The following is an 11,698-nucleotide window of genomic DNA, read 5'->3' as shown; positions in this document are numbered from 1 at the left end:
CCCGCCTCGCCGAGCACGCGGCGGCCGATCACCCGGAACCGGGCTGGCTCGTCGAACTCGCCCGCCTCGACCACCCCGCGGCCGTCCCCGGCGCCGTGCTCAGCGCCCTCGGCCTGCGCGAGAACGGCCTGGTCGCCCGTGAGAAGTCACCGGCCGAGGACCCCACCACCCTGCTCATCGACCACTGTGCCCACCGCGGCCTGCTCCTCGTCCTGGACAACTGCGAGCACGTCATCGGCGCGGCCGCCGAACTCGCCGACCGGCTCCTGGCGCACTGCCCCGGCATCCGCGTCCTCGCCACCAGCCGCGAACCCCTCGGCGTTCCCGGCGAGGTGCTGCGTCCCGTGGAGCCCCTGCCGCCCGATCCCGCGCACCGGCTGTTCGCCGACCGGGCGGCGGCCGCCCAGCCCGGGTTCACCCCGGACGACGACCCGGCGGCCGTCGCCGAGATCTGCGCCCGCCTCGACGGCCTTCCGCTCGCCATCGAACTCGCCGCCGCCCGGCTGCGCCTGCTCACCCCGCGCCAGATCGCCGACCGGCTCGACGACCGGTTCCGGCTCCTGACCGGCGGATCCCGCACGCTCCTGCCCCGCCAACAGACCCTGCGCGCCGTCGTGGACTGGTCCTGGGACCTGCTCACCGAACCCGAACGCGCCGTCCTGCGCCGCCTCGCCGTCTTCACCGGCGGCTGCGATCTGACCGCCGCCGAGGCCGTCTGCGCGGCACCCGCCCTCGACGTGGCCGACGTCCTCGGCTCCCTCGTCGACAAGTCCCTCGTCCTGGCCGAGCCCACCCCCGACGGCATGCGGTACCGGATGCTCGAAACCATCCACGAGTACGCCATCTCCCGCGCCGCCGACGAGCCGGCGCAGGCCCGTACGACCGCCCTGCGCCACGCCGCGCACTTCCTCGCCCTCGCGGAGGAAGCCGAACCCCTGCTGCGCTCGGCCGCCCAGCTGCCCTGGATCCGGCGCGTCGAGACCGAGTTGGACAACCTCCGCGCGGCCCTCGACCTGGCCGTGCGGGACGGCGACTCCGACACCGCCCAACGCGCGGTCTTCGCCCTGGGCTGGTTCTGGTGGCTGCGCAACTACCGGATCGAGGGCGCCGAGTGGACCGCCCGGGTCCTCGCCCTCACCCCGACCGAACCGCCCGAGGACTCACCCGCGTACCTGACCCACCAGCACCTCCAGGTGCTCCACATGTTCCTGCGCTCGGAATCCAGTGCGGCCGAGGAGTTCCGTACCCCCGAGTACCGGGCGCTCACCCGCCGCTTGAAGGAAACCTTTCGCCGCGGCTCCCCGGAGACCAGCGCCTTCCCCGGCATCCTGTGGCCCACGACCGCCCTCCTCACCGGCGATCTCCTCGACTTCCACGCCGACCTCGACGAGGCCGTGGAGAACTGCCGCCGATACGGCGGGGATTGGGAACTCGGCGTCATCCTCATGCTCCGCACCCATGTCGCCATCGACATGACCGGAGGCCTGCACACCGTCGACGCCGACCTCGTCGAACTCCACGAGATCGCCGACCGTGTCGGCGACCGCTGGACGCGGGCGCAGGTGTCGAGCGCCGCCGGCGAGGTGGCCCTGTCCCGTGGTCAGTACGACTGGGCCCGCATCGAGTACGAGGAGTGCCTGCGCCTCGCCCGCGAGGTCGGCGCCCACATCGAGGAGCCCTTCGCCATCGCCCGGATCGCGGAGACCGCCTACTGCTCCGGGGACATGGAAGGAGCCGAACGGCTCCTCGCCGAGTCGGACCGGGAGTCGCGCAAGTACGGAGGGGTGTACGACGTACGGGCCTTCGCGCGCCTGCTCGCCTCGATGATCGCCCTCTACCGTGGCGACCACGCCAAGGCCCGCGCCGAGTACGTCGTGGCCCGCGCCGAATCCAAGGGAGCCGGCGTCCCCCCGCAGTTCATCGCGGGGCTCGACAACATCGAAGCCCTCCTCGTCGCCCACGACCAGGGCCCGCGCGCCGCGCTCGCCGGCGCCGGACCCGCCTTCGCCGACGCGATCTCCACGCGCTGCGCGGAACGGGTCCTGGCCGCCCTCGCCGAGACCGCGGCCGGGTTGCTGGCCGCCACCGACCGGCCCGGGGAAGCCCTGCGGATCCTCGCGGCGGCCACCGCCTGGCGCTCGGGACACCCCCGCTCGGTCCCCGAGGAGGCGTTCCTCGACGGGTTCCCCGAACGAGCCCGCGCCTTCCTGGGCCCCGCCCGCTCCGCGGCGGAGGAGGCGGCGGGCGCCGAACTGACCCCGCCCGAGGTCGCGGCCCTGCTCAAGAGCGGCTGATCGCCGCACTCACATGCGGCTGATCACCGTGCTCACGTGCAGCTGATCACCGCGTCGGCCCAGCTCGCCAACGCCGGCAGCCGCCCCGGACCGACCCGTTCCACCACCAGACGCAACGTCTCGTGTCCGGCCAACGACACCTCGACCCGGGCGGGCGCGTCGCCATACCCGAGGGTGTTGGACCGCCACAGTCGCCGCCCGTCGCCGTACACCGAGAACCGGACCTCGCCGTCGGTCAGCAACGCCAGACCGTCCACCCCGGCCCGCGCGGAGAAGCTCGCGCACTGCCGGTTGAGGTTGATCTCCACTGAGGAACGGGCGTCGACGGTGATTCCCTGCGAGAACCGCCGCCCCCCGACCTCCAGCCCCCAGCGCTGCCACACCCAACTGCCGGCCCACGTCCGCAGTTCCGGTGTGCTGTGCTTCCCGTACCCGGAGTATCCGAGCCGCGCCAACGCGAACCCCTGAGCCGGCGCGGGCACCGCCGGAGCCGGCGACTTCGGCGGCGTACGGGCGGGCGAGGGCTTCGGCGCCGGGCGTACGACGGCCGCCTTCGACGCCGACGGCCTGGCCGAAGGCGCCCGACTCGGTGCCGGCGCGGCACTGCGCCGAGGCGGTACGGCAACCCGCGCCACCGGTGCCTTCACCGCCGGTGCCCTCGTCACCGGCGGGCTCGGCTCCGGCGCGGGCGGGGCCGGAGCGGGCACCGCCGGCGCCGCCACCGCGGGCGCCGGCTTCGCCCGGGGCGGCGGGGCGGAATCGTCCCCGGCCAGCGCGAACACCACCCCGGCGGCCGCCGCGACCGCGATCCCGGCGGCGATGGCGGCCTTGGCCGGCAAGCCCAGACCCTCGGACACCACCGCCCCGCCGGCCCCGGCCGAAGCCCCGCCACCCGCACCCGCACCCGCACCCGCGGCCCCGGCGGTCCCGGCCGAGGATCCACCGACCGCGGCGGCGGCAGCCCCCGCACCACCGGCGGCCACGGCCCCACCGGCCACCACCCCGGCCGCCTTCGCCGCGTACCCGGCCGCGAACCAGCCGATGACCGCCACCGGCAACAGCGCGGGAATCCCCGCGTTGACGTCCTTGAGTTCCCCGGCGGCGAGCCGGCACCTGACGCACTCCTCCAAGTGCTTGCGCAGCCCCCGCTCCGCCCGCACCCGCAATCCGCCCCGGGCATAGGCGCCCAACCGGTCCGCGTAGCGCGCGCAGTCCCCGCCCTCGACCAACGCCGAACTCACGTGGGCCTGCAAGTAGGCCTGCTTGAGCCCTTCACGTGCCCGACTGGCCAGCACCGCAGTCGCGTTGGGGCTCAGCCCGAACAGCGGGGCGACCGCACTCGGCGATTCCTCCTCGACGGTCGTGTGCCACAGCACGGCCTGCCACCGCTCGGGCAGGCTCCGGAAGGCGCGCATCGCCAGGGACTGCTCGGCCTCGTGCATCGCCCGAACGTCCGCGCCCCACTCCAGGGTGTCGTCCCCGGAGAGCCCGGCCAGCCCCGCCCCACCCTCCGCACCCGTGGCCGCCTGCTCCGCGAACACCGCGAAGTCCTCGACCAAATGCTCCCGTTTGGCGGTCTTCGCCCACGAGGCCGCGACCCGCCGCACGGTGGTGAGCAGGTACGCCCGCACCGAATGGTCCGGCCCCGCCCCGCCCCGCACCGCCTGGAGGGTCCGTGCGAACACCTCGCCGGTCAGGTCGTCGGCGGTGTGCGCGTCCCGGCAGCAGGTGCGCGCGTAGCGCCGTACGGAATCGGCGTGCCGACGGAACAACTCCTCGTACGAACCGTCGTCACCCCCACGCATCCGGGCGATCAAGTCCGCGTCCGATGGCGGTAGTTCGCCGTCCTCGATTCCCGGACCGACGTGCCGACCACCCGGCTCGCGCTGCGCGGGTACCTGCCGGGCGGGCAGGCTGCCCGCCTCGACCTCGCCACCGGCGCCACCGAGAGACTCGTCTCGCCCGTCAACGTTCATTGCGGAAGCCCCCGCACGGCACACTCAACCGGTACACCGATCCAGCGTGGCACACGGCGCGGGCGCGCCGGCCCCCTCTCACCGCCATCCACTCATCCGGGGAACATCCGGCGAATCGCCGTGCTGATCCTCACCCGTTCGAGCGAGTGGCCGTTCGAGGGAACCGGTCGACCACGTCCACGAAGACCGACACGAAGACCGCCACGACGACCGACACGAAGGCCACTCGACACACCGATCACCGCACGGCACCACCACACACCGAGCCGCACGCCGGTCACCGCCCACGAATCACGCGGGTCACGGCACACCGCCCACGGATCACGCCGATCACCGCACGCCGCCCACGGACCACGCCGCCCACCGCACGCGGATCACGGCACGACACCGGTCACGGCACGCCGATCACGACGTGCCGATCACGACGTGCCGATCACGACGTGCCGGTCACTGCGCCGAGGACCACGATGCGCCGCTCACCGCACCGCGCACCGCTCCCCACACCGCACCGCTGCCCGCACCCGGCCCAGCCGATCAGCACCGCACCCCGACTCAGACCGTGCGGGACCGCAGACCCTCCAGGAGGATCTCCAGCAGTCGGGCCGAAGCCGCTGCCTGCTGCGCCGGGTCCGGCAGTGCGGGCGCGGCGGTCGCTATCACCAGCAGCACATCGGCCACGGTGACGTCGGCACGCAACTCACCCGCCTCCCGGGCACGGTCCACCAGTCGGCCGACCACCTCCAGCAGCGCACCCGCGCCGGAATCGTCCGAGAGCTCGTCCTCGACGGCCGTCCGCGCGCCCACGACCCGAAGGTCCGGCCCGCCGGTCCCGCCGGCCTGACGCTGGTGCGGAACCCTGGCGGCCTCGGCCTCCTCGATCCCGTCCTCGGCGGCCGAGCCGACCCGCAGCACCTGCGGCGGCAGCAGTCGTCCGGCGCCGGAGGCCACGGAGGTGCGCAGGAAGCGCGACAGCGCCTGCCACGGCTCCTCCTCCTGGCCCAGAGCGGACGTGGCCTGGTCGGTCAGTCGGGCGGTCTCTTCCTCGGCTATTCGCCGGACCAGCACGTCCTTGCTCGGGAAGCGCCGGTACACCGTGCCGACACCGACGCGGGCGCGCCGCGCCACGTCCTCCATCGGAGCCCCGTAGCCCAGCTCGCCGAAGACCTCGCGGGCCGCGCGCAGGACGTGTTCGAGGTTGCGCTGGGCGTCGACACGCAGCGGCGTGGAGCGACCCATGCCGTGCGTGGTGGCACCTGTCATCACGCGGCCGCTGTCAGCAGACAGAGCGGTCGCAGAGCCATGGAAATCGGAAATGTGCATATGTTTCCCCCGGTAATCATCTGTCTCCCCCCGGAGACACTCCCCGCCTTCACGCCGAGGGGGGCCACGGTCACGGGGCCCTGGTCCTACTCCTCGACGAGTTACGAACATAGTTGAGCCAGAGTCAATTCAGAAGGGGCAGCCTCGGACGGAGCACCGCCCGATCGGAGCATTCACCCCCACTTTTCCGCCGCAAGCCTCCGGAATCACTCCCTCCGCACCTGCTGACCTGCGCTCCTGCACCCGGATCCACACCCTCCGACAGACCCGCCCCACCACTCTCTCCGGTCACACAATCTGCCGGGCCTGTGGACAAACTCCCGGCCACGTTGCGTCATGGGGTGGTGAAGGCTGCTAACTCGCGGGGCACGGCCCCCGGTACCCCGACCCGAACGCGCATCCTCATCGTGGGCGGCGGATACGTCGGCATGTACACGGCGCTCCGGCTCCAGCGAAAGCTGAGATCCGGCGAAGCCGAGGTCACGGTGATCACCCCCGAGCCCTACATGACGTACCAGCCCTTCCTCCCCGAGGCGGCCGCCGGATCCATCTCCCCCCGCCACGTCGTCGTGCCCCTGCGCCGCGTCCTGGCCAAGTGCCGCATCGTCATCGGTCAGGCCCAGCGCATCGACCACGCCAAGCGCGTCGCGACCGTCACCACCCTCGCCACCGCCGAGGAGGGCGCCGGCGACATCGAGGTCGCCTACGACGAACTCGTCCTCGCGCCCGGCTCCGTCTCGCGCACCCTCCCCGTCCCCGGGCTCGCCGACTACGGCATCGGATTCAAGACGGTCGAAGAGGCCATCGGCCTGCGCAACCACGTCATCGAACAGATGGACATCGCCTCCTCCACCCGCGACCCCGCCATCCGCGACGCCGCCCTCACCTTCGTCTTCGTGGGCGGCGGATACGCGGGCGTCGAGGCCCTCGGCGAGCTGGAGGACATGGCACGCTTCGCGGCCCGGTACTACCACAACATCAAGCCCGAGGACATGAAATGGGTACTGGTCGAGGCCAGCGACCGGATCCTCCCCGAAGTCGGCCCCGAGATGGGCGTCTACACCGTTCGTGAACTGCGCCGACGCAACATCGACGTACGCCTGGAAACCCGCCTCGAATCCTGCGAGAACCGCGTCGCCGTCCTCAGCGACGGCGCCCGCTTCCCCACCCGCACCGTCGTCTGGACCGCCGGCGTCAAACCCCACCCGATCCTCGCCGCCTGCGACCTGCCCAAGAACGAACGCGGCCGGCTCGCCTGCACGGCCTTCCTCACCGTCGAGGGCGTCGAACACGCCTGGGCGGCCGGTGACGCGGCAGCCGTCCCCGACATCACCGCCGCCGAACCGGGCCGCGAATGCGCCCCCAACGCGCAGCACGCCGTCCGCCAGGCCCGGTCCCTCGCCGACAACCTCCTCGCCGCCCTGCGCGACGAGGTCCTCACCGAGTACGCCCACAAGTACGCCGGTTCCGTCGCGTCCCTCGGCCTCCACAAGGGCGTCGCGTACATCTACGGCCGCAAGCTCAAGGGCTACCCGGCCTGGCTGATGCACCGCACCTACCACCTCAGCCGCGTCCCCACCTTCAACCGCAAGATGCGCGTTCTTGCGGAATGGACCCTCTCAGGTCTGTTCAAACGCGAGATCGTCTCCCTAGGCTCCCTCGAACACCCCAGGGCAGAATTCGAACTCGCGGCAGGAGGCGGCCCCAAGCACCCGTCACCCCCACCCGCGCCCCAACCGCCGAAGGACGGCCAGAGCTGACGTTGTCAGTCCGGTCGGCCACACTGGACGTGTGACCATAGGTGGGCTCACACCTGCACAGAGTGACACCGTCCGCGATCGACTCCTGGGGGGCACCGCCCAGCGGCAGCTGGGGGAGACACAGCGACCACTTGCGACACCACGAGGCTTGAACGCAGTGAACTTCACCCGCTGGAGCGCCCGGTTCCCCGGAACGCAGCGCCGCGCCGCCGCCCGGACCGAACACGCCGCCGCCCAGGCCAAACGGGGAGAAGGCTCGGTCCCCGCAGCCCGCGGCGCGGCCACCCACGCCCCGGCGCCCCCGAGCGACGGCACCCCCGCGGAACCCACCGTCTCCGGAACGGGTACGGGCCCCCTCCCGGCCGCACCCGCCCTCGACGAACTCTCCGTACGGGAGGTCCTCGGCCTGCTCCCGGCACTCGTCGCCTTCGTTCACGGCCCCGACCACCGCGTCGCGTACGTCAACGACGCCTACGTCGCCGGCTTCGGCCCCCGCGTCCCCGGCGGCCCCGCCCACCAGGCCCTCCCCGAACTCGGCGACCTCGGGCTGCTCCCGCTCCTCGACCAGGTCCAGCGCAGCGGCAAGCCCCGTACCGCCAAGAACCGCACCGCACCCGGCGGCGGCAACTCGTACACCGTCACCTGCACCCCGGTCGAGTTCCCCCAGACCGACACCGCCTCCGCGCAAGGGCCCCACACCGGCGTACTGATCCACCTCGCCGACGTCACCGACCACGCCGAGGCCGCGGAACGGCTGCGCGCCAGCGAGCGCCGCCAGCGCGAGGCCGCCGTCACCCTCCAGCGCTCGCTCCTGCCCCAGGAACTGGAACAGCCCGACGACCTCCGCATCGCCGCCACCTACCAGCCCGGCGGCACCGAGGCCGCCGTCGGCGGCGACTGGTACGACGTCATCACCCTCGGCGCCGGCCGCACCGCCCTCGTCATCGGCGACGTCATGGGCCGCGGCGTCCGCGCCGCCGCCGTCATGGGCCAGCTGCGCACCGCCGTCCGCGCGTACGCCCGCCTCGACCTCCCGCCCCACGAGGTCCTGCAACTCCTCGACGGCCTCGCCGCCGAGATCGACGCCAGCCAGATCGCCACCTGCGTCTACGCCGTCCACGACCCCAACGAGGGCCTGCTCGCGTACGCCTCCGCCGGCCACCTCCCGATCCTGGTCCGCGACGAGCACGGCACCGTACGCCGCGCCGCCGACCCCACCGGCCCGCCGCTCGGCACCGGCGGCTGGCTGCACACCTCCGGCACCATCGCCCTGGGCCCCGGTTCCACCGCCGTCCTCTATACCGACGGTCTCGTCGAACGCCGCGGCGAGGACATCGACGAAGGCGTCGCCGCCCTCGAACGCGCCCTCGCCGGCGCCCAGGGCACCCCGTCCGTCATCTGCGACCGCCTGATGCGCGCACTCGGCGTGGACGCCGACCACGATGACGACGTCGCCGTGATGGTCCTCCAGCAGCCCGCCCGCACCGGCGCGGACGCCGAGCTCTTCCACAACGCCGCCCTGGAACTCCTCGGAGGCATCGAGGCGGCACCGCGCGCCCGCGCCTTCGCGCAAGGAGTCCTCGCCTCCTGGCGTTTCCCGGTCGAGCTGTGCGACCTCGGCGTGCTGGCCGCCAGCGAACTCGTCGCGAACTCCCTCCAGCACGGCACCCCGCCCATGCACCTCCGGCTGCGCCGCACCGACCGCCGCCTGATCATCGAGGTCACCGACGGGGACGACCACCTCCCGCGCCGCCGCCGCGCCGAACCGGCCGACGAGACCGGCCGCGGCATCTCCATCGTCGCCACCATCGCCTCCAACTGGGGTTGCCGCCGCACCCCGGGCGGCGGCAAGGCCGTCTGGTGCGAGTTCGCGCTCCCCGACAAGCAGCCCGACAAGCAGCCCGACAAGCAGTAGGACGACATGACGATGCCCCCGGTCCGAGAGAGGACCGGGGGCATCGTCATGAAGCGACCTACACGGAAGCGGGCTCCGCGGCCTTCGCCACGGCCACCGGAACCGCCGGCGCCGACGGAGCGCCCTTCAGCAGCGACGGGTTGTCCTGCGCCGGCGTCAGCTGCTTGCCGAGCCGCAGCGCCAGCCAGGCGATCCCCAGCGAGACCACCACGAACACCCCGATGTAGAGCATCGGCACGCCCGCACCGAGCGGCACACCCAGCGGCCCCAGAGCCAACGCCATCTGCTTGACCAGCGCGAAAGCGGAGTTGTACTGCCCCACGGAACCCTCCGGCGCGAGATCCGCGACGAGCGGCGCGAGCGTCGGCGACAGCATCGCCTCACCGATCCCGAAGAGCGCGTACGTGGTGACGAACGCGGCCGCGGCCATCACGGCGCTGCCGTGCCCCAGCCCCGAGAACCCGGCGATGAGCCAGGCACCGGTCCAGATCAGGCCCACCAGCGCGATCACCCGCGACCGCCGCCGCTTCTCGACGAGCCTCAGCACGACGAACTGCGCCACGACGATCGCACCGGTGTTGGCGGCGAGCGCGAACCCGAGCGTGGAAGGCGAGATGCCGGCAGCCTCGGTACCGAAGGCGGCAAGACCCGACTCGAACTGTCCGTAGCAGGCGAAGAAGACCACGAAGCCCAGGACGAGCAGCTTCACCATGGCCTGGTGCCGCAGCATCCGCTTCCAGCCCCCGCCCGCCTGCGAGGGGTCCCTCGGCACGGCGTCCTTGATGCTCGGCGCGTGCGGCATCCGCACGGTGGCGATCACGCCCGCCAGCACCAGGAACATCACGGCCTCGATACCGAACAGCAGGGTGAAGCTGCCGGGGTGCGCGACGTCCACGATCTGGCCGCCGATGAGCCCACCGATGCCGAGACCGAGGTTCTGCATGAAGAACTGGAGCGCGAAGGCACGCGTACGGGTACTCGGGGTCGAGCACCACACGATCATCGTGGCCAGCGCCGGCTGCATCACGGCCTGCCCGGCGCCCAGCGCCAGAGCGGACAGCAGAATCGGCACCAGCCCGGTGGACAACCCCAGGGACAGCGCCCCGACGGACGCGGCCACCGCCGCACCCATCACGACGGGCACGGGACCACGTCGGTCGATGATCCGACCGGTGAAGGGCAGCGCGACGAGAGCGCCCAGGGCGAAGGCCACGAACGCGCTCGTGGCGGCCATGGAGCCCAGATTCCGCACCTGCGCCACGTAGATGTAGAGGAACGGAACCGTGAAGCCGATGCCGAACGCGGTCAACGCGTTCCCGGCCTGGATCCGCCGCATCGCAGCGCCCATCACCTTGGTCACTTTCACCACCTTGATAACTGAAGCCTGAAGACTTCATCCCTAAAGTTCGAAGCTTAACTCTACACATCGAAGGAGTTAGACGCCAACGAGCTCGTGCCATACTTCGGGCCATGGGTGACACCGACGGCACTACGCCTGTCCACGAACCGAGCCTCGACGAGCAGATCGCCGTCTATCAGCGCGAGTTCCAGGACCTCGATCCCCAGGTCGAGAAGGTGGTCTCGGCGCTGAGCCGGCTGAACCGCCGCATGAACGTCGCGTACGGACGCCAGACCGCGGCCCTGGGCATCAGCAACGCGGAGTGGGAGGTCCTCAAGGCCCTCGTCATCTCCGGATCCCCGTACCGCATGGGCCCGAGCGAGCTCGCCAAGCAGCTGGGCCTCACGCCGGCGGCGATGACTCATCGGATCGACCGGATGACGTCGGAGGGCCTGGTCACCCGCGAGCGCGACGAGTCCAACCGGGTCCGCGTGATCGTGGAGCTCACGGACGAGGGACGCAGCAAGTGGCTCGACGCGATGCGCGCGGCCACGGTCTTCGAGGAGGACCTCCTCCAGGACCTCTCCACCGCGGAGCGCGGCGTCCTGGGCGACATGCTGACCCGCCTCCTGGACCGCGTCGAAGACCTCCAAGCCAGGGGTTGACACACCCCCTGCGGATCCGTAAGGTTCTTCGAGTTGTCCCAGAGTCAACTGGTTTTGGCGACAACAACTCCCGCCGCCTCGTTGCGGCACCCAACTCAGCACGATCTCCCACCGGGAACGAATTCGGCATGTCCGAATTAATTTCCGAAGGCCGATTATGAATCGCCTGGGAAGTCCACTAGAGTTCTGGGAGTCGGAAGGGCCCAACAGCCCGGAAGACAAGCCCCGCTGACTGGGAGTCAGGCCCGAAAGGTTCTGATAGAGTCGGAATCGCCGGAAAGGGAAACGCGAAAGCGAAGAACCTGGAAGGCGGAAAACAAGCGAGACTGGCTCTGATAGAGTCGGAAACGCAAGAACGAAGGAAGCGCCCGGAGGAAAGCCCCAGTAATTGTTACTGAGGGTGAGTACAAAGGAAGCGTCCGTTCCTTG

The 11,698-nt window shown here is 71.6% G+C and carries 7 protein-coding genes; 4 read left to right on the top strand and 3 right to left on the bottom strand.

What is annotated here, in order from left to right; all coding sequences use genetic code 11:
• On the top strand, nucleotides 1-2,294 hold a 2,294-nt coding region (locus ADK55_RS04740), incomplete at its 5' end, for an ATP-binding protein (protein ID WP_053676185.1).
• A 32-nt stretch (nucleotides 2,295-2,326) separates the two neighbouring features.
• On the opposite strand, the gene ADK55_RS04735 is transcribed toward ADK55_RS04740, so the two are convergent.
• Together ADK55_RS04735 and ADK55_RS04730 are read right to left on the bottom strand one after the other, a co-directional pair.
• A complete protein-coding gene (locus ADK55_RS04735) occupies nucleotides 2,327-4,270 on the bottom strand; it encodes a sigma-70 family RNA polymerase sigma factor (RefSeq protein ID WP_078998480.1) in 1,944 nt (647 codons plus the stop codon).
• A 552-nt stretch (nucleotides 4,271-4,822) separates the two neighbouring features.
• On the bottom strand, nucleotides 4,823-5,590 hold the full coding sequence (locus ADK55_RS04730; RefSeq protein WP_053676183.1) for a TetR/AcrR family transcriptional regulator: 768 nt from the start codon (nucleotides 5,588-5,590) through the stop codon (nucleotides 4,823-4,825).
• Nucleotides 5,591-5,931: 341 nt separating this feature from the next.
• Between ADK55_RS04730 and ADK55_RS04725 the strand changes: the two genes are divergently transcribed.
• Together ADK55_RS04725 and ADK55_RS04720 are read left to right on the top strand one after the other, a co-directional pair.
• A complete protein-coding gene (locus ADK55_RS04725) occupies nucleotides 5,932-7,350 on the top strand; it encodes an NAD(P)/FAD-dependent oxidoreductase (RefSeq protein ID WP_078998479.1) in 1,419 nt (472 codons plus the stop codon).
• 157 nt (nucleotides 7,351-7,507) lie between these two features.
• The gene (locus ADK55_RS04720) at nucleotides 7,508-9,265 is read left to right on the top strand and encodes an ATP-binding SpoIIE family protein phosphatase (RefSeq protein WP_053676181.1); all 1,758 of its coding nucleotides are present in this window, start codon (nucleotides 7,508-7,510) and stop codon (nucleotides 9,263-9,265) included.
• Between the two features lie 58 nt (nucleotides 9,266-9,323).
• Here the strand turns inward: ADK55_RS04720 and ADK55_RS04715 are convergent, their stop codons facing one another.
• Nucleotides 9,324-10,613, bottom strand: coding sequence for an MFS transporter (locus tag ADK55_RS04715; RefSeq protein ID WP_199826444.1), 1,290 nt, complete (start codon nucleotides 10,611-10,613; stop codon nucleotides 9,324-9,326).
• Between the two features lie 122 nt (nucleotides 10,614-10,735).
• On the opposite strand from ADK55_RS04715, the gene ADK55_RS04710 reads away from it, so the two are divergent.
• Nucleotides 10,736-11,269, top strand: a complete 534-nt coding sequence (locus tag ADK55_RS04710) for a MarR family winged helix-turn-helix transcriptional regulator (protein WP_053676179.1) — start codon at nucleotides 10,736-10,738, stop codon at nucleotides 11,267-11,269.
• Nucleotides 11,270-11,698: the final 429 nt, after the last annotated feature.

This window comes from Streptomyces sp. WM4235 (assembly GCF_001279725.1).
Classification (GTDB): Bacteria; Actinomycetota; Actinomycetes; order Streptomycetales; family Streptomycetaceae; genus Streptomyces.
The sequence above is the reverse complement of the archived record's forward strand: the minus strand, read 5'-3'. Positions and strand labels throughout refer to the sequence as shown.

Excerpts from the sequence above, each read along its gene's own strand:
- ADK55_RS04735 (WP_078998480.1), bottom strand. The coding sequence starts at position 4,270 with ATGAACGTTGACGGGCGAGACGAGTCTCTCGGTGGCGCCGGTGGCGAG.
- ADK55_RS04730 (WP_053676183.1), bottom strand. The coding sequence starts at position 5,590 with ATGCACATTTCCGATTTCCATGGCTCTGCGACCGCTCTGTCTGCTGAC.
- ADK55_RS04715 (WP_199826444.1), bottom strand. The coding sequence starts at position 10,613 with ATGGGCGCTGCGATGCGGCGGATCCAGGCCGGGAACGCGTTGACCGCG.
- ADK55_RS04710 (WP_053676179.1), top strand. The coding sequence starts at position 10,736 with ATGGGTGACACCGACGGCACTACGCCTGTCCACGAACCGAGCCTCGAC.